This is a genomic window from Planctomicrobium mucosum, assembly GCF_051466335.1.
GTDB lineage: Bacteria > Planctomycetota > Planctomycetia > Planctomycetales > Planctomycetaceae > Planctomicrobium.
The window spans coordinates 3,846,495-3,868,294 of the sequence record NZ_CP195793.1 but is presented as its reverse complement, the minus strand read 5'-3'; the positions used below and the strand labels follow the sequence as shown (position 1 = coordinate 3,868,294).

The 21,800-nt window shown below is 52.5% G+C and carries 20 protein-coding genes; 10 read left to right on the top strand and 10 right to left on the bottom strand.

The features are described from left to right. Window positions 1–72: 72 nt before the first annotated feature. On the bottom strand, window positions 73–2,328 hold the full coding sequence (locus SH668x_RS15385) for a BatA domain-containing protein (protein WP_437185951.1): 2,256 nt from the start codon (window positions 2,326–2,328) through the stop codon (window positions 73–75). A 602-nt stretch (window positions 2,329–2,930) separates the two neighbouring features. Here SH668x_RS15385 and SH668x_RS15380 point away from each other — a divergent pair. After that, a complete protein-coding gene (locus SH668x_RS15380; protein WP_437185950.1) occupies window positions 2,931–3,890 on the top strand; it encodes a beta-propeller domain-containing protein in 960 nt (319 codons plus the stop codon). Between the two features lie 21 nt (window positions 3,891–3,911). On the opposite strand, the gene SH668x_RS15375 is transcribed toward SH668x_RS15380, so the two are convergent. Further along, on the bottom strand, window positions 3,912–4,040 hold the full coding sequence (locus tag SH668x_RS15375) for a hypothetical protein (RefSeq protein ID WP_437185949.1): 129 nt from the start codon (window positions 4,038–4,040) through the stop codon (window positions 3,912–3,914). Here SH668x_RS15375 and SH668x_RS15370 point away from each other — a divergent pair. The 3 genes from SH668x_RS15370 (at window position 4,039) to SH668x_RS15360 (ending at window position 8,062) form a co-directional block, all read left to right on the top strand. Next, window positions 4,039–5,469, top strand: a complete 1,431-nt coding sequence (locus SH668x_RS15370) for a DUF1254 domain-containing protein (protein ID WP_437185948.1) — start codon at window positions 4,039–4,041, stop codon at window positions 5,467–5,469. The two genes, SH668x_RS15375 and SH668x_RS15370, sit on opposite strands and share 2 nt — an antisense overlap. Window positions 5,470–5,710: 241 nt before the next feature. Beyond that, window positions 5,711–6,250 (top strand): crossover junction endodeoxyribonuclease RuvC, encoded by a 540-nt coding sequence (gene ruvC / locus SH668x_RS15365; RefSeq protein WP_437185947.1) that lies wholly within the window; start codon window positions 5,711–5,713, stop codon window positions 6,248–6,250. Between the two features lie 360 nt (window positions 6,251–6,610). Next, the gene (locus SH668x_RS15360; protein WP_437185946.1) at window positions 6,611–8,062 is read left to right on the top strand and encodes an MFS transporter; all 1,452 of its coding nucleotides are present in this window, start codon (window positions 6,611–6,613) and stop codon (window positions 8,060–8,062) included. Between the two features lie 169 nt (window positions 8,063–8,231). Here the strand turns inward: SH668x_RS15360 and SH668x_RS15355 are convergent, their stop codons facing one another. Beyond that, the gene (locus SH668x_RS15355; protein WP_437185945.1) at window positions 8,232–8,558 is read right to left on the bottom strand and encodes a hypothetical protein; all 327 of its coding nucleotides are present in this window, start codon (window positions 8,556–8,558) and stop codon (window positions 8,232–8,234) included. Window positions 8,559–9,072: 514 nt separating this feature from the next. Here SH668x_RS15355 and SH668x_RS15350 point away from each other — a divergent pair. Together SH668x_RS15350 and SH668x_RS15345 are read left to right on the top strand one after the other, a co-directional pair. After that, a complete protein-coding gene (locus SH668x_RS15350; RefSeq protein WP_437185944.1) occupies window positions 9,073–9,237 on the top strand; it encodes a Sec-independent protein translocase subunit TatA/TatB in 165 nt (54 codons plus the stop codon). Window positions 9,238–9,536: 299 nt separating this feature from the next. Further along, on the top strand, window positions 9,537–10,526 hold the full coding sequence (locus tag SH668x_RS15345; RefSeq protein WP_437185943.1) for a glycoside hydrolase family 18 protein: 990 nt from the start codon (window positions 9,537–9,539) through the stop codon (window positions 10,524–10,526). Window positions 10,527–10,597: 71 nt separating this feature from the next. Here SH668x_RS15345 and SH668x_RS15340 read toward each other — a convergent pair whose 3' ends face one another. Together SH668x_RS15340 and SH668x_RS15335 are read right to left on the bottom strand one after the other, a co-directional pair. Continuing rightward, window positions 10,598–11,068, bottom strand: a complete 471-nt coding sequence (locus SH668x_RS15340; RefSeq protein WP_437185942.1) for a hypothetical protein — start codon at window positions 11,066–11,068, stop codon at window positions 10,598–10,600. A gap of 168 nt (window positions 11,069–11,236) precedes the next feature. Further along, complete coding sequence (locus SH668x_RS15335) at window positions 11,237–11,629, bottom strand: DUF2292 domain-containing protein (RefSeq protein WP_437185941.1); 393 nt, start codon at window positions 11,627–11,629, stop codon at window positions 11,237–11,239. 192 nt (window positions 11,630–11,821) lie between these two features. Here SH668x_RS15335 and SH668x_RS15330 point away from each other — a divergent pair, with 192 nt between their 5' ends. The 3 genes from SH668x_RS15330 (at window position 11,822) to cobA (ending at window position 17,303) form a co-directional block, all read left to right on the top strand. After that, the gene (locus tag SH668x_RS15330) at window positions 11,822–14,647 is read left to right on the top strand and encodes a hypothetical protein (protein ID WP_437185940.1); all 2,826 of its coding nucleotides are present in this window, start codon (window positions 11,822–11,824) and stop codon (window positions 14,645–14,647) included. Between the two features lie 179 nt (window positions 14,648–14,826). Continuing rightward, complete coding sequence (locus tag SH668x_RS15325) at window positions 14,827–15,681, top strand: sugar phosphate isomerase/epimerase family protein (protein WP_437185939.1); 855 nt, start codon at window positions 14,827–14,829, stop codon at window positions 15,679–15,681. Window positions 15,682–15,788: 107 nt separating this feature from the next. Next, on the top strand, window positions 15,789–17,303 hold the full coding sequence (gene cobA, locus SH668x_RS15320) for a uroporphyrinogen-III C-methyltransferase (protein WP_437185938.1): 1,515 nt from the start codon (window positions 15,789–15,791) through the stop codon (window positions 17,301–17,303). 75 nt (window positions 17,304–17,378) lie between these two features. Here cobA and SH668x_RS15315 read toward each other — a convergent pair whose 3' ends face one another. Further along, entirely contained in the window at window positions 17,379–18,029 is a 651-nt protein-coding gene (locus SH668x_RS15315) for a YIP1 family protein (protein ID WP_437185937.1), read from the bottom strand. Window positions 18,030–18,436: 407 nt separating this feature from the next. Between SH668x_RS15315 and SH668x_RS15310 the strand changes: the two genes are divergently transcribed. Continuing rightward, window positions 18,437–18,925 carry a division/cell wall cluster transcriptional repressor MraZ gene (locus tag SH668x_RS15310; protein ID WP_437185936.1) on the top strand — a complete coding sequence of 163 codons (489 nt, stop codon included), beginning with the start codon at window positions 18,437–18,439 and terminating at the stop codon, window positions 18,923–18,925. Between the two features lie 324 nt (window positions 18,926–19,249). Here SH668x_RS15310 and SH668x_RS15305 read toward each other — a convergent pair whose 3' ends face one another. The 4 genes from SH668x_RS15305 to SH668x_RS15290 all read right to left on the bottom strand — a co-directional run bounded on the left by SH668x_RS15305 (window position 19,250) and on the right by SH668x_RS15290 (window position 21,672). Beyond that, the gene (locus SH668x_RS15305; protein ID WP_437185935.1) at window positions 19,250–20,422 is read right to left on the bottom strand and encodes a THUMP-like domain-containing protein; all 1,173 of its coding nucleotides are present in this window, start codon (window positions 20,420–20,422) and stop codon (window positions 19,250–19,252) included. A gap of 92 nt (window positions 20,423–20,514) precedes the next feature. Beyond that, entirely contained in the window at window positions 20,515–21,018 is a 504-nt protein-coding gene (locus tag SH668x_RS15300; protein ID WP_437185934.1) for a hypothetical protein, read from the bottom strand. Window positions 21,019–21,217: 199 nt separating this feature from the next. Beyond that, entirely contained in the window at window positions 21,218–21,463 is a 246-nt protein-coding gene (locus SH668x_RS15295) for a hypothetical protein (RefSeq protein ID WP_437185933.1), read from the bottom strand. Window positions 21,464–21,516: 53 nt separating this feature from the next. After that, the gene (locus SH668x_RS15290; protein ID WP_437185932.1) at window positions 21,517–21,672 is read right to left on the bottom strand and encodes a hypothetical protein; all 156 of its coding nucleotides are present in this window, start codon (window positions 21,670–21,672) and stop codon (window positions 21,517–21,519) included. Window positions 21,673–21,800: the final 128 nt, after the last annotated feature.

The window sequence follows — 21,800 nt, the reverse complement described above, 5'->3', positions numbered from 1 at the left end:
TCACTGAAACAGATGCAATCGACACGTGTCGATGACGTGTCTGAATCGCAGAGTCATCACGCTGAAAAAAAATTAAACCGGGGTGTAGCTCAGGCGGGCTGACAGGAATTGCTCGGCGATGCAGACAAGTGCAAGACAGATGAGCAGCAGCCATCGAATTTCGGAGCCGGGGGATTCATTGCGGATCCAATCAAAATTGCCGGCAGCCTGAATTCGAATATTCGTTTCAGGGCCAAGTTCCTCCATCAACGACGAATCGTCAATGACCTGCAAAGCCCCTTCTTCAACCGGCACGTTTATCGCGAAAAGACGTCGTTCGGAAGTCTGATCCTGTCCCATCAATGTCGCACTGTAAACACCCGGTTCATCCGTATCGCGGTAAACCGCCTCCAGGCTCGGAATGGAGGAATCAGTTTGCTCCCCTTGAGTTTGAGCGGGAGCGGCGGTGATTCGGGTTACTTGATCCTGCGGAGTTTGAATTTCGATCTCTGGCTGGAACGCGGCTTGGCTGAACTCGAGTTCAATGGGGGTACCCGTTGCGAGTTGAGGGAAGGAGAGGTCTTTGCGAACCAGGCGTTTGGTCAGTTCCAATTGCAAAACGACGAAGCTGAAACTCGCGGGACCGTTCGCCCAGTTCGACCATGAACGTCCATCCGGTGTCACAAGCGGGCCAGCGGACGTCAGGCAAGTGAAGATTTTTCCCTTGCCATACTGATGTTCGAGCATCAGAGGATCATTCCCGAGCTTCGCGAGAACCCGAACATCTTTGGCGATATTCGGGAGATCTGCAGTTACAGAAGCGAGCGGATAGAAGCGGTTCAGAAACACCTGATCCAGAATCGTGGATTGCGACTGAGTGAACAAATCAAAGAGTGGATCTTTCATCATTTCGATTCCTGAAGAACTCGAAGAATCTTCAGGCCGGACGAAATCCGCGGGTGCAACTCCCAGTTGGACTGGGAATAGTCCCCCGGCTGCATCGAAGAGTTTTTCGTTATAAAACGCGGGCCGAACCGCGTCTCCGAGGTACCAGATCAGCCCGCCGCCGTTCTGCACATACTTCTCGAGAGCCGCGACCGCATCCGGTGCGATTTCGGCGATATTAATCAGATAGATCAGGTGATACCGCTCCAGATCGACTTGGCGGAGTTCTTCCGGGCTGCGAATATCTGGTGCAAGGCCAGTGACCGATCGATCGGCAGCCAGCGCATCCGCAATGTAACTCGCCTGTTCAACTCCGGGTGAACCGTCGACGATCAGAACCGGATTTTCTTCCGGAACATCGACAGCGAGAAATCGGCTGTTGTCGACAGCGAGTGCATCCTCACCGATCATCAGTTTAACCGTATGCGGTCGGGCAGTTTCGAAGACAACATCGAATCGACGGGTCGCGGATTGTCCAGCTGGAATTGTCTGGAAGTCGATCGTTCGTGGGAGTTTGTCTCCATCGACGAAGACAGAAGCGGAGACGTTTTGGGACTCTCGGGTGCCCCAGTTTTTGACTGTCGCTGAGAGTGACACTGGCACTCGTGCTGCAGCAACTTCAACCGCACCGCCAAGGTCGGAAATGGATAGATTCTCATCAGCGCCCGGGACACAGCGTACGAGGTTGACGCCGATTTTTGCCTGATCAAGTCCTTGAAGTGACGAAATGGCTCCCTTGTTGTCGATCCAGTTGGATTTTCTGAAATCCGAGAGGACATGCACTGTGCGAACAGATGACCGATCTTCCAGCAGGCGACGTTGGGCTGCCTCCAGAGCAACAGCTGGATCAGAAGCCTGATTCGTGCACTTCAACGTGGTGAGGCGGTCGGTAATCTCAGCCAGTAGGGCGTCGTCGATTACTCGCTCGCTGAGTCCTGAAACGACCCGATCTGGAGCAGACATCAGAACCATAGTGAGGAGCTGCGATCCGGGGCGTCTTGCTCCTTCTGCGACAATTCTTCGGATGGCGTCTTTGGCTGCGTCAAACGCTGAGGTTTCCCCGACGCGATCCTGCATGGACGCAGAATCGTCGACAATCACGACGTGTTGTGAACGGGCACCTTGAAACAACGAGAGCTGGTCTGGATTCGTAATCAGTCGGGCGACCAGTGCTCCGATCAAGGCGATCATCGCGATGCGAAGCAGCAGAAGAAGAAGTTGCTCGATCAGCACGCGACGTCGATTTTGCTTCTGGCTGGTCAGCAAAAATTCCATCGCTGCAAATCGCACCCGGCGATATCTCATCCGATTGATCAGATGAATAATGATCGGGGCGGCCAGCAATGCGACACCCGGCCAGAAGAGTGCAGGATTCAGAAAGTGCTGAAGAATCCATGAAGACATATGATCCGTCTACCGAAATTGATACTGCTGGCGACCTGACACACTCGCACTTCTTCCGGTTTTTACCGAACAAAACGCAGAACAAGCCAGTCCCTGACGACTCGATTTGAACAACGATCAAATGTGAGTGTACTGTAGAAACGCACCCGGGGCGAGTCGGATCGAACCTCCCGGTGGAAGCCATCGCACTTGTGAGGTAGGCGGCGATCGCTCTGAATTGGCAGGCTCGTTGTTGATGGTGCCTTAGTCGGGGGATTCCCCATGATTGTCGAGGGGCCCGAGGTCCTCGCTGTTATTGTCCGGGACGCGGATGGTGCGAGAGAACTCAGCAGTGCGAATCCTGTCGATGCCTCGGGAGTTGGGTACTCTCGTTAAAGGTCCGCGGGCACAGTCCGTTCGAAATTGCATTTGACCACACACTTCTCCATCATGGAACGGTGTGACGCAGGTTACGTAATGAAGTTGCGTAAGACTGTGGAGATGCCATTTCGCGGACTACTCCCGGAAACATGAGAGAGCTGCCGTTTGCGATAGCTGCTCTGTGTGGCTGAGAAGTTTAGTGATTTGGACGAAACGTCGATCGTGAGAGGAGTGGGCGGGAAATGTCAGGATGGGGAAATCGGATTCTGATCGCAATGGCCGCGATAGCGTTCTGTGGTTCGTCGTTGCTGGCAGCTGAAGTCAGCTCATCAAGGCATGCGGTGATTGCAGCCGACAAGGGACGAATCTCGCGCTTTAATGAAGAAGGAAAGCTCATCTGGTCGTACGACCTCAAGTCGAGCATTCACCATTTTGAACTCCTCTCCAACGGAAATCTGCTGACTCAGCAGCACTACAGCAAGTTGATCGAGATTCATCCCTCAGGTCGCATCGTCTGGACCTACGATTCATCGACAGCCAATGGAAATGAAGGAAAACAGCTGGAAGTCCACACGTTTCAGCGACTGGAAAACGGCCACACGATGATTGTGGAAAACGGTGTTGGTCGCATTATTGAAATTGATGCGGACGGGAAACTCGTCAAATCGATCGACTATCAGGTTAGCAAACCGAATGCACACAGTGATGTTCGTCGGGCGCATCAACTGGATAATGGAAACTACCTCGTCTGCCACGAAGCGGACGGTCGCGTTGTCGAATATTCCGGTGATGGTGGAATTGTCTGGTCGTTTGATGTCCCTTTGTTCGGTAAAGAGCGTAGAGGAGGGCATGGCCCTGAAGCATTCGGAAATCAGGTCTATAACGCCTTGAGACTGAAGAACGGCAATACCCTCATCGCCACGGGGAATGGCCACAGCGTGATCGAAGTGACCCCTGCGAAAGAGATCGTCTGGGAATTGCACCAGAATGATTTGCCCGGGATTACGCTCGCCTGGGTCACCTCGCTGGAAGTTTTGGAGAACGGAAATCTGATCATCGGGAACTGCCATGCTGGCCCGGATCAGCCGCAGCTCATTGAAGTCTCGCGAGACAAAACTGTGTTGTGGACATTTAAAGATCATCAGACATTGGGAAACGACACGGCAGCTTCAGCGACTGTGACGACAGGAACGCTGAGATAGTTCTTTTGCGAAGTCATCGTTCTAAGCAGACAGTCGGACGGTGAGTCGGACGGTGAGTCGGAGAGTTGACTTCAATTTCAGATTGGTCACCAACGGAGACGGTGACAGGTCGGCGACGCCGACATCAAGGATGAAGGAGCAGGCGACCATGTTGTTGAATCGTATTGTTGCGGCAATTTTGCTGGTGGTCTTGCTTGTTGATTCTCGAACTGGGGTCGCGAATGAGCCCGTGTCTGCTTTTGAGGCAGCATCAATTGCTCGGGAGGCGTATGTTTTTGCTTACCCGATCGTTCTGATGAAGGTGACGAAAGACGTCGCCAAAAACTGCGAAATCCCGCAGGGGTTGCGAGCGCCTGTCAACCAGTTTGGACATGCCAGGGAGTTTCCTGACCCTTCATTTAAGGTTGTCGTTCGACCAAATTCGGACACGCTGTATTCAGCACTTTCGTTCAACGTGTGTGCTGAACCGGTCGTTGTGCATATTCCGGATTCCAAGGGACGCTACTATCTGGCGCCCATGCTTGATGCCTGGACAGAGGTCTTTGCGACTCCCGGAACGAGAACGACCGGCAATGGCGCAATCACCTTTGCGATCACTGGTCCAGACTGGAAAGGGACACTCCCTGAAGGACTGAAGGAATACCGCAGCCCCACCGGCGAAGGCTTAATGCTCGTCAGGGCACAGACGAATGGGAAAGCGGATTATCGGGAGGTCCACGAATTTCAGGATGGGATGTCGTGTGTTCCGCTCAGCTCTTTCGGAAAACCTTATGCATTGCCGAAGGGGACCTACCGTCCAGAGCAGGATATGTCGCCTCCTCCGGAGCAGATCGCCAGTTTTTCCGCAGAGCGGTTCTTTGAGATCTTTGTCGAGGCGATGAAAGAAAACCCCCCTCATCCTGAGGATGAAGAGATCATTTCGCGTCTGGCTCGCATTGGCATTGTTCCGGGGCAAAACTTCAAATTCGCACATGCACCGCAGGAGATTCAGGGGGCACTCAACGCTGCTCCAATCGTCATGTTTCAAATTAAAGCTTCCTGGCTGCTTTCAGGAACCGCCGCCAATGGGTGGAAGACCAAACTGTCTTCGATTGGAGTCTACGGGACGGATTACATGCAGAGGGCGGGGACTTCCTTCGCTGCACTCGGAGCGAACATTCCGGCTGATGCGGTCTATCCGACAGCGATTCTCGATTCCAAAGGGAAGCAATTCGATAGCCGAAGGTCTTATTTGCTACATTTCAAGAAGGATGAGCTGCCGCCTGTGCGTGCCTTCTGGTCACTCACGATGTACAATGACGAGCAGCGATTTGCTGAAAACCCCGTTAATCGATATTCCATCAGCCCGCAAACTGGACTTCGCTTCAACGAGGATGGTTCGCTTGATGTCTACATTCAGCGTCACTCTCCCGGTACCGACAAAGAAATGAATTGGTTGCCGACCCCGGAATCTGGCAACTTCACGATGAACCTTCGCTTGTACTGGCCGGAAGATGAGGTGTTGATCGGCGACTGGTCTCCTCCACCTGTTCAGCGGATTGATGGTCAACCGATTCCAAGGAAATTAAGTCAGCAATAACGACTGATGCGATTGCCTGGTCCCGCGGAGCGAACGACTGACTTTGATCTGCATGGGAGTTCCTGCGGAGTTCACACTTTTTACTGATCTTGTGTGCAGGTGTTGGGGAACTTTGTGTTATCTTGATGCTCTTGGAATTTTCACCAAAGTGACGACCACGAAAGTGCGAAACAAGGAGGGATGAGCTGTGTCATTTGCGAATACGGCATCACCTAGTGACCCCAACGGAAGGGGCCCCTCCATGGGAATGCATGCTGGAAACGCTTTCGTCGGTGGTCGCGGATCGATTTACCTTGGAATCGATCCTGGATTGAACCGCACTGGCTACGCACTTCTCAAAAGGTCTGCATCTCGCCCTATTCTGCTCGAAGGGGGGGTTATCAGCTCGAATCGCAGCCAAACACTGGCGCAACGAGTTCTGGAGATTGGATCTGGAATCCGTGAGTTGATCGAAGAATTCCAGCCAGACGCTGTGGCGATCGAACAGGTTTTTTCCATGGTTCGCAGCCCGAAATCTGCTTTGTTGATGGCTCATGCCCGCGGCGCCATCCTCTTTTCAATTGCCAGCAGCAACCTTCCAGTCGTCCACTACAGTCCGCGACAGATCAAAAAGCTACTGACCGGAGCGGGAACAGCAAGTAAAGACCAAGTCCAGATGGCGATCCAGCGAGAACTCGGTATGGAGAGTGTGCTGGAACCGAATGACGTCGCTGACGCCTGTGCGATTGCGCTGTGTCACTATCACAGCCTGCGGGTCGAGAAACACGTTTTCGCATCGTGATTGATGGAATCGCGAGCTGAATGGTTCTGTCAGGCTCGCCCGACGTCCCAATTTCCCTGCTTTGTTTCGCAGAAACTCTTGGCGTTGCTGCCAATTCAGCCAGAGTATACTGTGAATTTATATACATTCCGCTGGTGAGAAAATGCAGCGAATCGGCATGCATCCTTGATCGATAGGGGCTGAATTACCACGCTCGTCGACTTGAGTTGTCAGTTCTTTCTGAAGCTGGCTCGCTCGGGAGGCCAGCGAGAGTAGCGGGTTCCTGCGGAAAAGAGGGTTGTTCGGTTTTCCATGAGCGAACATTGAACTAATCTAAATTTCCCATTAGCCGCTCTCCTCACCCTGAAGGAAGACAATTTCATGGTCGGTTCTTCCCAGCCTGCCTCGACATTCAAGTGGACGACGATTCACACTCTCGTCTGTTTGACTGCTGCAATTGGTTTTGCATTCGACACGTACGAACTCTTGATGCTCCCACTGATCGCGTCCTCTGCGATCCGTGAATTGGCCGGAGTGACGCCGGATTCTGCAACGTTCAAAAACTGGCTGTCAGCACTCTTTTTCGTCCCCGCAATTTTCGGAGCGGTCTTCGGATTGCTCGGCGGATGGCTGACAGACCGTTTTGGTCGTCGCCGCGTGCTGACAGGAAGTATTCTGCTTTATGCGGGTGCTGCGTTCATTTCTGCTTACTCCACATCAATGATGATGCTGCTGATCTGCCGCTGTCTGGTGTTCGTCGGAGTGTGCGTTGAATTCGTGGCCGCTGTTGCCTGGCTGTCCGAGCTTTTTGATGATCCCAAGGTTCGCGAGCGTGTGATCGGATACACGCAGGCATTTGCTTCCTTCGGTGGTCTCATGGTGGCATTCGTCAATCACTACCTGAGTCATCTCGGTCATGATGGACATCTGCCGGGGATTACGATGCCTGCATTCGCGGTTCCTCTTCTTGGGGAACTCACCAATCCGGACGTCGTCTGGCGATACACGTTGATGTCTGGACTGTTTCCCGCGATTCCGTTGATTCTGGTCCGTCCGTTTCTTCCTGAATCGCCGAAGTGGGCGCAGAAAAAGGCTGCTGGACAACTGAAACGTCCATCGTTGATGGAACTCTTTACCCCTGAGCTACGACGCACAACCATTGTGTCGACACTGCTGGTCGGCTGTACTTACGGGATGGCTTTCGGCGGCCTTCAACAATTCACACCAATCGTGAAGGGGCTCCCAGAAGTCGTTGAGAAAGTGAAAGATCTTCCCAAGCCAGCGGCGGGTGCAAAATTGCAGGCAGAGGCTGCCAAGATTACGGAGTTCCAGGAAGTTGGTGGACTGTTCGGCCGGTTCCTGCTCGCGTTTCTCGCGATGCGAATCCTGAGTCGTCGACGATTGCTTTGGGTCTTTGTCGTTCCAGCGTTGTTCATGCTGCCCTTGATCTTCTACACGTTCTCGCAAGGTGAAAACGTGCATTACTTCAAGATTGGTGCGAACATCGACTTCAGCCTGCTGTCGATTCTGGCGTTCATCGGAGGGGCATTGGTGATTTCTCAGATGAGCTTCTGGGGGAACTATTTGCCGCGCGTCTTTCCACTTCATCTGCGAGGAACAGGGGAGAGCATGGCTGCCAATGTCGGCGGTCGATTGATCGGAACCAGTTTTGCGTTCATCACGATTCAAATGGCGCAGTTCATTCCAATCCAGAATGCCAGTGGCACATCGAAGATCGCAATGAGCGCAGCATGCGTGACATTGTTCCTGACGGTCGTCGCCTGCATCCTGACAGCATTTCTTCCTGAGCCACCGCCGGAGGAGCACGAGTAAAACATCAAGGCCTCAGGGCTTGATGTTTTAGTTCTTTGTGCTGACACCAAAGAAAATCCCACATCGACTCAAACAGTGGTCGATGTGGGATTTCTTGTTTCAGTTGGATCTTTTGCGAGACTCACTGATGCAAGCGCCCTTGCAACCAGCGGCCTCGACTCATTTCAGGTCAGAAACGGAGGTAAATTCCGGGTGCTCGGTAACCACCCCAACCGCCGTATCCACCGTACCCATACCCTCGGTTGTAGTAGCCGCCGTTGTAATAGTTGCGGTACCCGGGAGAGTTCCAGCCACGATATTGATTGTATCCGCCGTAATAGTTTGGTCGGACATACCCGTTTGTATTGAGGTAGGTACGAGTTCCAGCAGGGCCAGAGCGAACCGTCACTCCCGGTCCACGCACATACACACGTCCGCGTGCCTCTGCTGTGTTTTCGATACCCATGCCGACAAACATCACGGCCGCCGCTGCTGCTGCAATCAGTAAGTTCTTCATAGCATCTGACTCCTTATCTTGGACGCGGCTAAGCAAATGGTGCCTTGCCTCATTCTCACTGCGAGTGTGAGTAGTCAATGACTGATTTCTGTAACTCACTGACGTTGCAATCAACATGCCAATGAACTGTGTAAACAGAGTTGGAATTACGGACGTTTTTGTAAAATTCTTTCTGTAAATGAGATAGGTCGATCTTCTTGTTCTGTTGTGCAAGGTGTCTTGGAGGAAAAAACGACTGTCTGAACGGAAACAGTACAGCGTTGTGACTTGCTTATTCATGCCCAATGAGCGGATTGACTGGTGTGAAATTGACTCCAATTTGACGTTCTCATGTTCCCAACTGCATAAAGCTTTTGGTTTTTGATCGAAATCGCGGTCAGTCTCGGGCGAAAAGACGGAAAAACTCGCTCTGGGTTTAAGCATGGATCTGCGGCGAGTAGAATCTGAGAGTTCAGTTTTGAATGGTTGTCCGATCTCGTTCGGTTTTCAGAATCATATTGAAAGAGCGTCCTTCATGTTTGGTCTTGGTGTTCCTGAGATGGTCATCATTGCGGTGATTGTGATTGTCTTGTTTGGTAGCCGGATTCCTTCCGCAATGCGGTCTTTGGGAGGGTCGTTCAGCGAATTCAAGAAGGGGCTGAAAGAGGGAGAGGACGAAGACGAAAAACTGGAGAAATAGGTCGCCACCAGGACTGGCTCGACACAATCGATCGAGCGCATCCGACGACACGCTGTGGCGAAGAGAGATCGCAGTCTTTCCTTTCAAGAGACTGGCCAATTGCTCTAGCTGCATCGATGAATTTGACACGCCTCGAAGTCTGATCACACATCCCCCCTGACCGAAGTACCTTCCTGCCGTCCATTCGCTTCTGAGCAGGGGGTCACTCCTTTGAATTGCAGTGAAACGACGCCTCTTTTTCTCAGAATTTTGGAACAAGGTGGCAATCAGATGGATGAGCACTCGGAAAGTAGACGAAAGTGAAGCATTTCTTGTCGCCAATGCCTTTGGCAGCCTTGGCTGCTATTCTCTTCGTTGCTGTCCAATTTCCGATCATTCGTGCGGAGGCTGCCGCGACGACGCCAGAATTTCGAGTCATTGGATATCTTCCGGATTATCGCTTTAAGCAATTCGACGCCAAGCACGCAGCTCCATTGACAGACTTGATTCTCTTCGCTGCAGAGCCGAATGCTGAGGGCGAACTCGACATGTCGAAAATTGCTCAGGCTCCGTGGGAAAAGCTCTGGACTTATCGTCAGGAATTCAATACCCGACTGATTCTGTGTGTCGGAGGGTGGGGCAAGTCGGATTACTTTTCCAAAGCGGTCGCGTCAATCGAATCGCGCAAGCTGTTCGCAACATCCATTCTGAGTGAGATGGAAAAGTACAAGTTGGATGGTCTCGATCTCGATTGGGAGTATCCAGAATCAAAAGCGGAATGGGAGCGGTACATTAAGTTGCTTCAGGAACTCAAAGGGGAGTTCAGCAAGAAAAACTATACCCTTTCATTGACGATTTCTCCGTGGAAGGAGCTCCCGATAGAGGCATGGAAAACTGTCGATCGGGTGCAGTTGATGTGCTACGACTACGGTCAACGACATTCCACAGTCAAACACGCTGAGTCGGATGTGCAGTCGTTTGTGAAGAAGGGGATTCCACCTGAAAAGATCGTCCTTGGAATTCCGTTCTATGGACGCAACATCGACGACCGGAAGGCGATGCCGTACTCACGCGTTGTCGATCAGTTTCAGCCTGCTCCTGAAGTCGATGAAGTCAACAACATCTTCTTCAATGGACCTCAAACCGTTGCGAAGAAAACTCGCCTGGCTCTTGATGCTGGGATTGGCGGGGTCATGATCTGGGAGATCGGTCAGGACATGATGAATGAACACTCCCTGATCAATACGATTTCGAGAACAGTAAGTCGTGCGAAGCTGGAATCGCGTCCCAAGGCGACGCGCCGGAACTAACCCGCTGCCTGCTTGCCATTCCCGTCAGAAAGTAAGCTGCTCTATGTCGAGAGCCGCCGTTTGCCTGCGGCTCAGATCTGGAAGTCGTATCCATGAGGCGGACCGGAAATCGCAGCCCCTTGGCCCTTTCTCCGGAACAGGACAATCTGCCGGCCCGTCTTCTGAATTTCGACTGTCGACATGAATGTTCGTGTCAAATTCAGCGTCTCTAACTTCTCCGGCGTGAGTGTCCGGTGCTCGTCGTCGCTGGTCAGGTCGTTGATCTGCACACGCACGAAAAGGGCCGTAATGTGTGTACGAACCTGAATCTGAGTCCGTTGTGATCCGGATTCATTCAGCTTGAGCAGAGAATTCAGAGATTCCGCCACGCTGGTTTGAACACCAAAACCGTCTGAGACGCTGAACGGAAACTGCCGCATTGAGCTCATGATCCAGCGAACAACGAGATCAATATCGGCACGACAGCAGACCGAGAACTCCATTGCGACTGGCAATGTCTTCTCCGGCGTCTGAGTGGTGAAAATTGGTTCTCGGGCAATCATGGTAAGCTCACAGTGACAACGAACTCATTAGCCGATCAGAAAAATTTGAGCGAGTCTTCGCTCGACGTGCGGTGATCGACGGGCCGCCTGGTTTCTCTGGAAGAATCTGTATCTGGGACATTATTGGAGCGTGATGGGGCGTCTGGAACTGCTTGTCGCTGTGATGAGCTAAACAATTCGCTTCTTCTCAATCCGTTCGACTTGCACGACAACGCCATCCTGCACGACAGCAGTGACTTGCCCATATCGAAGTCCGTTCAGTGCTTCACGAACCTGATTGAGGGCTTTGTCGAGGTTTTGTTCTTTGACACGGTGGGTCGCTTTCCCGTTCGCGACAGAGATTTGTTCTGTCATGTTTTCTCTCGCCCCAATTTTATCAAGCGGGAACGCTTTGTTTCCCGGACGGCTCCAGTGAAGTGACCGGTATACTTGGGTGGCTGCAATGTCGATTGGAGCGGCAACAGAAGTAACACCTATGGGGTAGTGTTTATATTGTTCGGCGTTTCTTGTCAAGACGATGAGTGAAAAATCGGCCCGATGCGAAGTTCCGGTCGTCACCATGTGAGCTCCATAACGCGGTGTTGTTGTCGATCCTCCTTCCTCGAATTTTATCGCATAACTCGCACTGTCAAAGAATGTTACGGATTTCTAATTTCGGTCGAATGGGAGACGCCACACAATTCGAAAATAGGTGGCATTGAGGTACAGTATCCGGGCAGATCACTCTCGATCCCTCCAATATGTGTCGCCAGTATGAGCTACAATCAGCTAACGGTCCTGATCCCATCACATGGGCTGGAAGATTTGCAGACGGACCTCGCAGAGAAACCAGCGTCCAGCCTCCTCAACTCGTTTGCGGTTCTCTGGCACCCTAAACTCATCGCGAAATCGGGAGTTCTCCCGAATTGGCAACGCGCCGACGCTCCCCAGACACCAGTGACAGATAAACTGGTGGTGATTCCATTGTCCTGTCAGGACATTGTTCCCCCGGGATGGATTGAGCGGACTCGGAATGAAGGAGGAGTCGTTGTCGTCGGGGAGATTGAGCGATCTGAAATGCTCGCTCAGGCGTTCGTTCCGCTCGAGGAGGGGATTGAGCCAGATCCAGATCTCGCGGCCGATTTTATGGCCTTCGGGACCACATATCTCCTGCTTGAGTTGCTGACCAGGAAGATGCGCAGCTACCTCAGCGTCGATGAGATTCGACTGAAACGGGAGATGATCGCCGCGGCAGAAGCGGCCATGGAACATGACGACGCTGCAGCCCGGAAACACTTGAAGTACTGCTATGAACTACTGCTGGAATGTCGTGAGCGGTTCTATCCCGTCGACTGCTATCTCATTGATTTGTGCCTGGTGATTCCCGATGTGGTAGATGACTCTCTAAACAAGTTGCTGGAAGCAGATTCGGCGGTCAATTTGTTCGCAACTGCCAGCGACTGGCAAACGATTGTTGCTGGTGATCCAGCATGGAAAGATCGCATTCAATCGTCCATCAAACGGAAGATCGTTGAGTTGATCGGTGGTGATGACGTTGAGCTGACGAATCCACTGATGTCGCTGGACGCGTCGCTCTTCCATTTGAGATCAGGACGAAAAATCTTCGAAGATTTGTTTGGGAGTCGACCCGTGACTTTTGTCCGAAAGCGATTCGGGCTTGGGCCGCACATTCCTCAACTGATTCAGCGTCTCGGCTATGTGGGCGCGTTGCATGTTGTTCTCGATGATGGAAGTTATCCGGACGAAGAGCAATCACAGATTCGCTGGCAAGGAAGTGATGGGACAACTCTGGACGCCATTAGTCGTATTCCACTCCCCGGAGATGGTGCGACCGGAATCTTCCGTTTTCCGGAGCGGATGTCCGAATCGATGGACATGGACCATGTGGCAGCGGTGGTGTTTGCCCGTTGGCCTGACTTGCGAACCCCTTATCTCGAAGACCTCCGACGAGGGCATCGCTACGCTCCAGTCTTCGGAACTTTTGTTCGCCTTGAAGAATACTTTCTCCGTGCAAGTGGCCCATGTCGTACCGCTGTCAACAATGCTGGTGACTACCTTTCTCCCGCGTTGATTCAAACGGTCGCAACTCGCGAGGCAGATCCTGTTTCACGTTTTCAGAAGTATTGGGATCGTGAACGAAGATACGAACGGGCGGATTGGACTCGGCAAATTGCCCGGCTGCTGAAATCCGATTTTGGTCCGGATTCCACGCGAGATGAATTGGAAGTGATCGTTCAGGCGGCACACCCAGAATCGACTCCCGACGCTCAAAACGCAGCAGATGCGGCGCTCGAGGCTTACCAGCACAAAGCAGAGGAGTCGCTTCTTCCGGTACTGACTTCTGGAGGTGAAGAGGGGCCGGGCGTGCTGGTCGTGAATTCGCTCTCATTTCCTCGCAAAGCACTGATTCAATGGCCGCAGAATTGGACCCCCGGTAAAGATCCCGACATCCTCGGCGTCCAGACGGAGAATGGGCGAACTCGCGTTCTCGTGAATCTGCCCCCAAGTGGCTTCGTTTGGTTCCCTGCTGGCTCGGCATCAGCGAAAGAGACGGCGCCCGGAAAAACTCCGTTGGCAGAAGACTTGCTGTTGCGAAATGAATTCTTCGAAGTTCGTTTGAGTCCAGTTACAGGTGGGATCTCGGGAATTCAGACCTATCAGCGGAGTCCGAACCGCATCAGTCAGCAAGTCTGCTTGCGATATCAGTACGAAAAGCAGGTCTGGAGTGATCAGGATGGCGAACAGTCGTCCTACCAGACGCACTACACCAGCATGCAGATGCGTGAGTTTCGCATTTTGAGTGCTGGTCCATTGATTGGTGAAATCGAGACACTTGGTGACATTGTCGATGACAGCAATCAACAGGTTGTCGGCACATTTCGTCAATCGACACGCGTTGTTCGGGGGAAGAATGTTGTCGAAGTCGATCTGGAAATTTCCCCCGCAGTCGAGGTCGAAGGAAACCCGTGGTTGCACTACTACGGGTGTCGGTTCGCGTGGAAGCACGAAGATGTCGCGATAACGGCATCGATGCAGCAAGGAGCCCATCAAGTCCTGAAGGAACGGATTGAGGCTCCGCAGTACCTTGAAATCGCCGACGATAATTTCCGGACTACAATTCTGACTCCGGGGCTCCCGTTCCATCGCAAGACCGGGGAAAGGATGCTCGATACGATTCTGATTCCAGAAGGGGAATCGAAACGGACGTTCAACTTTGCAATCGCGATCGATTCCAACTATCCGATGCAATCTGCAATAGATCAGTATTCAGAACCAGTGGTGATCCCAACCTCCACAAGGCCGCGCGAGGAAAGTCGCACCGGGTGGTTCTTCGGGTTAAGTGCAGCGAACGTGCAGATTCAGAAAATCATTCCATCAGATCTTCCCAACAGCGTCGTCATTCGGTTGCTCGAAACCGAAGGTCGCGGGCGGACAGTCGGTCTTCAATGCTTCCGGACACCTCGGAGCGCCCGGCAGCTTGATTTCGAAGGAAATGTCATGCACGAACTGATCACTGATGATGCCGTCAATATCGAGATGGCACCTTACGGCTTTTGTGACGTCGAGTTGTCGTTTTAGGGCACTCGAATGAGAAAAATCTCTTTGGTGGGCGGATTGATTGCAATGAGTTGTGTCTGAGCGGGTCAAGTCGCTGGACTCTGATATGTTCATCAATTCCAATGTGCGCACTGAAAGACGAAATTCGGGAGTTGTTTTCGAAGTCTGTTTGGCAGCGAATGCCCCTTTGGAGTGAGGCGATGAAATACGGGTTAAACCTGTTGCTTTGGACAACAAGTGCGGATGAGGCCATCTTCCCAACACTCGAAAAAATCAAAGGTTGGGGCTACGACGGCGTCGAGCTCCCCATCTTCGATATGCAGTTGCCCCAATATCAGAAAATGGGGAAAAAGCTGGCGGAACTCGGACTGGAAAGCACCGCGGTCACTATCTGCACGGATGAAGAAAACCCAATTTCCCCGGATGCTTCGATTCGCAAGGCTGCGATTGCTCGACTGAAAAAAGCAGTCGATATGTGCACTGCGGCGGGATCGACACACCTGTGCGGTCCGATTCACTCAGCAATCGGGACATTCTCCGGCACTGGCCCGACAGCGGATGAATGGAAATGGGGACAGGAAACCCTGGCCCAGGCAGCTGATTACGCTCAGGCCAACAACGTGACTCTCGTTGTCGAAAACCTGAACCGATTTGAGTGTTACTTCCTGAATAGTTCTGAAGATAACGCTCGATTCTGCCGTGAAGTCAATCATCCAAACCTGAAGATGATGTACGACACATTCCACGCTCAGATCGAAGAAAAAGATCCCTTTGCTGCGCTCGAATCGTGCAAAGATCAGCTGGTCCATGTTCATATTTCGGAAAACGACCGTTCCACCCCCGGTGAAGGTCAGGTCAATTGGGACGCTTCATTCGAAGCGTTGCGACGAATCGACTATGATGGCTGGTTCGTCATCGAGGCGTTCGGGAACGCGCTTCCTGCAATTGCAGCAGCCACCAAGATCTGGCGTAAGATGTTCCCGAATGAAGAGTACCTTGCGACAAAGGGACTCGAGTTCATGAAGTCACGCTGGGAAGGCGAGTTGACCAGATAGGTCGACCTCGTTGATGCGTCAACTGGAAAGCCCTCTGCGTCACGTAGAGGGCTATCCTCATTTAATACGCCGAATCAATTCACCGAATAACGACCAACGATTCATCAATGACTAACGCTGTGAAACCCGGGAAAGTGTATCTGGTTGGAGCTGGTCCGGGGGATCCCGGACTGCTGACACTCAAGGGGCAACGCTGTCTTGCTGAAGCAGATCTGGTGCTTTATGACGGTCTCGTCAATCCATTAATTTTAAGGCACACTCACGCTCTGGCTGGTCGAACGTGTCGTGTAGGGGACGGCGCGAACCGTCGACTGGATCAGGCTGAGATCAACCGGCAACTCATCGCGGAGGCTCTCACGGGAAAGACTGTAGTTCGACTCAAGGGAGGCGACCCGTTTATCTTTGGGCGTGGAAGTGAAGAGGCTGCTGCACTCCGAAAGGCTGGGATTCCATTCGAAGTCGTTCCGGGCGTAACTGCGGCCACTGGCGCAGGGGCGTATACCGGCATTTCTCTCACGCATCGTGAATTCGCATCCGCTGTCGCGTTTATCACTGGACATGAAGACCCGACAAAGCCGGAATCTGCACTCGACTATCAAGAGTTGGCGAAGTTTCCCGGAACACTTGTCTTCTATATGGGACTTCATCGGATTCGCAACATTACTGCAGCATTGCTTGCAAATGGAAAAGCACAGTCCACACCGGTAGCTGTCATTTCACGGGCCAGCACTCCGCTTCAAAAGACAGTTACTGGAACGCTTGAGAACATCGCAGCTCTCGTTGAATCCAGCAGACTCAGTGCTCCGTCGCTGATTATCGTCGGTGAATGCGTTTCACTTCGCGGTCAGATCAACTGGTTCGAGCACTTGCCGCTGTTTGGTACTGCAATTGGAATTACACGCCCAGAGGGACATCTCGATGGCGCAGCTGAGATGGCGATGGATCTCGGAGCACATCCAGTGCTCATGCCAACGATCGAGATTCGCCCAATCGAGGACTGGACTGAAGTCGATCACGCAATCGATCACATTCAGTCCTATGACTGGCTGATTTTTACGAGCGTGAATGGAGTTGATGCGTTTCTCAATCGAATCTGGGATCGAGGAAGTGATGCGAGAGTCCTGGCTGGAGTGAAGTTGGCTGCCATTGGGCCAGCGACAGCTGAACGTCTTCGACACCATCAACTTCGCGCAGATCTGGTTCCAACGAGCTATCGCGGTGAGGCATTGGCGACTGCTCTCGAACCCCATGTGAAGGGGAAGCGAGTTCTTTGGGCTCGGGCAAGTCGTGGGCGCGAAGTGATTCCGCAGCAGTTGAAGGCTGCCGGAGCGCAGTTTGAGAGCCTCGTCGTCTATCAGCACGTCGATTTGGAGTCGTTTCCGGAAGACGTACTGAGACAAATTTCTGAAGGGGAACTCACTTGGATCGCTCTGAGTAGCCCGACGATCGCTGTCAACATCGCGAGACTGCTGGACTACCAACAGCGAAGCCGCGTGAAGTTTGCTGCCATCAGCCCTGTCACCGAGGCAGCGGGCCAAGCGGAAGGGCTTCTTATCTCGGCTGTCGCGCAGGAATATACTTGGCAGGGAATTTTTGACGCGATTGTAGCTGCACACGTGTGATAGCCAAACCTGCGTTGCCACGTTGCAGGCTTCTGTCGCACGTGGCAATGCTCTCTTGAGACTCTCGCGGGGAGCTCAAGCTGTCGGGCCTGGGATTGCGGCGGGGGGAGGACCCAGAATCAGCATCGTGATGATGAGCATCGGGACTGCCAGCAGACAAATGCCAAGGATGATGTTTGCCAAACCTGCGCAGGCGGACCGATAGCCCTGAACTTCAGCGACCGACTTACTGATCAGAATGATTCCCCAGACGTTGCAGATCGCCATGATTGTCAGCGACGTCTGGAACAGATTGAGCTGGAAAGCGGTGTACTCTCCTTTGAACCCTCCGCTTACGAAGAGATCTTTTCCAAAGTTGTTGAGCAGCAATCCCCACAAAAGCAGGGTGAAGATATTCGGGAGCGATCCCCAAGCGAGGGCTGCTCGCAGTTGAGCTGTCGTTGCAACGCCGCTGAAGAGGCGTCCTGTGAATCGAATCAGGAACGCCGTGATATACAGACTCAACAGCCCGGCAATTGGTCCCAACAGACCAGCACCCAGGACAATCGACTGCTGAGTAATCTTCTCAATGTCGCCAATGTGCAGCGACGCGCATCGGTTCAGGAATTCTGAAATTCCGCTGAGGGCTGCCAACAGCAACACATGACGAGTTGGATCGGTCTCGATGAGTTGGCGAATGGTGGCTCGCGGCTGCAGCCACATCGTATTGAACGGTGAATCAGGCATCGGAGCAGCTACTGCAACCTTCTTGTTGAAACTCGGCTGCCATCACACCAGCGGGACGGCGTGCCAGCATCTTATTGTGACGAGCCTTCACAATGAAGGACATGCTCTGAGGGCATCGAATACGCGACAATTCGCGGTTGCTTGTCCGCTTCATCCCTGGAGAAGTGCAATTATACCGTTCCGTGCGATTGAATTTTGTTCATTTCTGCAGCGATTGGACTTACGAAAAGTTCATCTGAAATCCGTCAAAATCAGCTCAACCGGATTGACCATCTCGGCCCGCAGAGTAATATCGTGCTCAAGTGGGATAGACGCCCAAATCGCTCTTTGAAAACATTTGCAAGTGGGAATTCAACCCAATAGACTCAAATTCACTTTCGTGAACCGAACTCACTCAATGTGTCCACATGCCCGAGCTCTCTCAATCATTTCTGAATGGAGAATTTCGTCGTGCATTGGACGACCGATTTCGACTGACTCTCCCCACCGAGTTTGCTACCGGGGTGACAGACGATGCTGGTGAGACCATCCTGGCGAAGGAACGTTATGGGTGTCTCAGCCTGTGGCAAGCAGGCAACTGGCGTCAGCGGATGAACGACGGAGTGTCGTTGATTCGCGAAAAGATCCGTGCCGGACGTATGGAACAGAGATGGACCGACGTCCAACGGCTCGGCCGGCTTCTTTCAACACGCAGTGTTGATGTCACTCTCGCAAACAGATCCCGATTATTGATTCCGGAAGGTTTCCGCGAATTTTTGGGAGTCGAGAAGGGGGGAGAAGTAATCGTTGTCGGTGCGGTGATTTGTGTCGAAATCTGGCAGCCTGCTGCCTGGATGGAACAGCTCAAGAATGACATGCCGGAGTTCGGAGAACTCTTCAAGCAGTTATCAAATTAGCAGTAAAGAATGCTAGAGCGCCGAACTGCTTTGCAAGTGCAACGCAGTGTTGATCGAAATCGATTGAAGTGCGATCTCTCCAGCTGACCGGCCCCGCGACTGTGTTGGGACGTCGCTGCTAATTGAAGTGCTTTCAATCTTTGAATTCCCACTGTCGGACTCAATGCACATGTCCGGCGAAGGAAGAGAAAGTGACTCAACACTCTCGAGCCCCACACTCGGTTTACATGGATGGATATCGGCAAGGACGCCAACTTTCTCGGAGATCGCCGGGCATGCTCTTTTTGCATCGTCCTGGATCGCGACCCAGAGTTCGTAATGAATTCACGCCTGTTTTAGTACACGATTGCAGATCAGCGCCCGGGATTTCCCGAGTACTTTTGCAATCATCAGGGTCGCTCTTCCAGCTCCTGTGAGATTCATCTTGCGATGGATTGCCTGAGCGTCGGTCGGAATATGACGCGACTTCACTTCCACATCGCCGTACCCGCGTGCTCGGATGGCGATGCGATACCCACGTTCGTTGTTGGGGAGATTCTCCAGCACTTCAAAGGCTGTGACGGCTGGGCAATCGATCAACTCATCGCTCGTCAGGTACTCTTCGGCATCGTCCATGCGGTGGATTGGAAGTTGTTCGACAAGCAGGTCGAGAAGTCCTGCTCGAACAATCGCTGGATCCGGGTCGTAGACGTATCGTCCGATTGGGCCAACCTGTGGGCGGAGTTCCCACGGGTTCCCAGCGATACTGAATCCGCTCGGCAGAACTGTGGCACGCATCGCAGCCTCTCCCGCCAGTTCCCCGTACCAGACTGTGGCTTCTTTACATTCCCCGTCCAGCGAGATTAATTCGATTTCGCAGTGGTTGAATTTCCCGCCGAAGTTGCTCGCAGGAGACAATTTGAAAGCACCTCCGGCCGATTGTTGCTGCAATTGCAGGAGAAATTCCAATGGCGGGGAGTAGTCTTCAAGCTTGAGTGCCCGTTGCTTCCCCGCTCTACGGTCAGGGTCAATGTGAACAAGTGCTTCTGTGTAATCGAGAGTGGTTGCGTCTGCAGTCTCAATTTTGACTTTGTCAGCCACGCCGTAAACGGCCGCATTTAGAAATGCACGATGCCCCATGACCGGAGAGAGGTCAATGTGCGTCACGTCTCTTCCAGTGGAAGCCATTGCGATGGAATCCGATCCGATTCCTCCACACAGATCGAAGATGCGACGAGTGCTTTGTGAGAATCGCTTCGCTTTGTGTTTTGCGACGATCTCTGCTGTCGATTGTTCCAGTCCGGTGCGGTCAAACCACATCTCTTCCGCACGGCTGAATTTTCCTTGTGCCCGGGTTCGCAAATCGTTCAGAAGGAGCGCCATCCGAACGAGCGCTGCAGGAAATTCTTCACGTAGCGCAGCTTGCTTCTGCAGTTCAGTTCCTGAGACATCTTTGACGCGATGAAACACTTCCGGAGTCAGGACCAGCTGTTTCACGATTTCGAGTTCGTTGTCCATAAAAAAATAAGCCGCACATTGTTGCGTGCGGCACTCACCAATCGATTGAATGGATGAAAAATTGAGCGAAGACCAGCGAGACTGAAATTGGTTTAATTGACCGCCTGCCGCCACGGGAAGGATCCAATCGGAATCAATTCCTGAGTGGGAAGAACGACGTTCGATGCTGGGTAGTAAAAGCCGTACATATTGCAAAGCCCGGATGTCAATTCAGCGACGTAGACGACTCCAGAGGCAGGCTGTGCTCCCCCTCCGGCTCCCGCTTGAGCGATATTCGCCTGACCGGACACCATGACGTACTGCGCTTTGCTTCCGGTCTTGAAATCGAGAGCGAGGTTGCGTGCCCACGAATGAGCGATTCTGTTTGCCGCTGTGCTGTATCCGCCACCAATCAGACGGCCCGAAACGCCGTCGAGGATGAAGACTGCTTCACTGTTGAGGGCGAGAGTCGGGACGGTGCACATCGAGAATTTGTCCCCGGATGCCGCTGTTCCTGCGTATGCAGGTTCCGCGGGACAATAATAGGCGACAGCCATTCCGAGAATCATGCCGGCTGCCAGCCAGGCGACACGTCGATCAAGTGCTGAGGTCTGCATCAGATCTATTCCTTGAACCTGTACGGTAAGCTGTTAAGGGACATGTTTATGTTGGCAGGAAACCCCGCGATCAACAAAGTCTACCGCACATCATCGTAAATGATTGGCAAACTTTGAACCAGTAGGAAAAGCCAAGAGACCGCATTTCCGGGGGACATGCGGTCTCTTGGGTGAAATAATCGACAGTCGCTACACCGTATCAGGCGGCTTCTTCCTGATCGTCTTCCATGCCAGCTTCAGCGTCTTCTGAATAAACCAGAGAGAAGATCGCATCAGCCGCTTCTTCCAGTGTGGAGCGGATGTTTTCGCTGTTTGTGGAAGCAATCAGCTGGTCAAGACCATCCAGAATCCGATCGACCTCATCACTGGTGATGATTTCGTAGTCTTCGTCTGATCCATCGATGGAAAGTGTTGGATTTTCTGAGTTGTGATGATTCATGGGCATGTTCAGCGACCTCCGATGTCAATATTTTTGTCAAGCCATCATGGCTTGCTGTGTTATTTCTTCTGTCCCTTTTTGCCAGTCTCTTTACCGGGCTTTTTCTCCCCGGACTTCTTTTCAGACGATGCGGGTTTCTTTTTGGCTTTGAAAATTTCGTCCCAACCGGCGCGAAACTTGTCGTTCGACCCTGTGTGTACTGTGTAACCCGTCATTGCCTACTCACTGGTGCTGGTGTTTCCGGTGTCTGACTGACCGATCGTTCAAGATAAACGAAGGAACGTCTTTCAACCAGTGCATTACGAATTGATAAGACTGAATTTCCGAACGTTGGAATATTTGA

What these genes read in the sequence shown, in the direction of transcription:
- SH668x_RS15335 (WP_437185941.1), bottom strand. Translation starts at nt 11,629, where the DNA reads ATGGTGACGACCGGAACTTCGCATCGGGCCGATTTTTCACTCATCGTC.
- SH668x_RS15315 (WP_437185937.1), bottom strand. Translation starts at nt 18,029, where the DNA reads ATGCCTGATTCACCGTTCAATACGATGTGGCTGCAGCCGCGAGCCACC.
- SH668x_RS15325 (WP_437185939.1), top strand. Translation starts at nt 14,827, where the DNA reads ATGAAATACGGGTTAAACCTGTTGCTTTGGACAACAAGTGCGGATGAG.
- SH668x_RS15350 (WP_437185944.1), top strand. Translation starts at nt 9,073, where the DNA reads ATGTTTGGTCTTGGTGTTCCTGAGATGGTCATCATTGCGGTGATTGTG.
- ruvC (WP_437185947.1), top strand. Translation starts at nt 5,711, where the DNA reads ATGGGAATGCATGCTGGAAACGCTTTCGTCGGTGGTCGCGGATCGATT.
- SH668x_RS15355 (WP_437185945.1), bottom strand. Translation starts at nt 8,558, where the DNA reads ATGAAGAACTTACTGATTGCAGCAGCAGCGGCGGCCGTGATGTTTGTC.
- cobA (WP_437185938.1), top strand. Translation starts at nt 15,789, where the DNA reads ATGACTAACGCTGTGAAACCCGGGAAAGTGTATCTGGTTGGAGCTGGT.
- SH668x_RS15300 (WP_437185934.1), bottom strand. Translation starts at nt 21,018, where the DNA reads ATGCAGACCTCAGCACTTGATCGACGTGTCGCCTGGCTGGCAGCCGGC.
- SH668x_RS15360 (WP_437185946.1), top strand. Translation starts at nt 6,611, where the DNA reads ATGGTCGGTTCTTCCCAGCCTGCCTCGACATTCAAGTGGACGACGATT.
- SH668x_RS15340 (WP_437185942.1), bottom strand. Translation starts at nt 11,068, where the DNA reads ATGATTGCCCGAGAACCAATTTTCACCACTCAGACGCCGGAGAAGACA.
- SH668x_RS15380 (WP_437185950.1), top strand. Translation starts at nt 2,931, where the DNA reads ATGTCAGGATGGGGAAATCGGATTCTGATCGCAATGGCCGCGATAGCG.
- SH668x_RS15375 (WP_437185949.1), bottom strand. Translation starts at nt 4,040, where the DNA reads ATGGTCGCCTGCTCCTTCATCCTTGATGTCGGCGTCGCCGACCTGTCA.
- SH668x_RS15305 (WP_437185935.1), bottom strand. Translation starts at nt 20,422, where the DNA reads ATGGACAACGAACTCGAAATCGTGAAACAGCTGGTCCTGACTCCGGAA.
- SH668x_RS15295 (WP_437185933.1), bottom strand. Translation starts at nt 21,463, where the DNA reads ATGCCCATGAATCATCACAACTCAGAAAATCCAACACTTTCCATCGAT.
- SH668x_RS15330 (WP_437185940.1), top strand. Translation starts at nt 11,822, where the DNA reads ATGAGCTACAATCAGCTAACGGTCCTGATCCCATCACATGGGCTGGAA.
- SH668x_RS15290 (WP_437185932.1), bottom strand. Translation starts at nt 21,672, where the DNA reads ATGACGGGTTACACAGTACACACAGGGTCGAACGACAAGTTTCGCGCC.
- SH668x_RS15370 (WP_437185948.1), top strand. Translation starts at nt 4,039, where the DNA reads ATGTTGTTGAATCGTATTGTTGCGGCAATTTTGCTGGTGGTCTTGCTT.
- SH668x_RS15310 (WP_437185936.1), top strand. Translation starts at nt 18,437, where the DNA reads ATGCCCGAGCTCTCTCAATCATTTCTGAATGGAGAATTTCGTCGTGCA.
- SH668x_RS15385 (WP_437185951.1), bottom strand. Translation starts at nt 2,328, where the DNA reads ATGTCTTCATGGATTCTTCAGCACTTTCTGAATCCTGCACTCTTCTGG.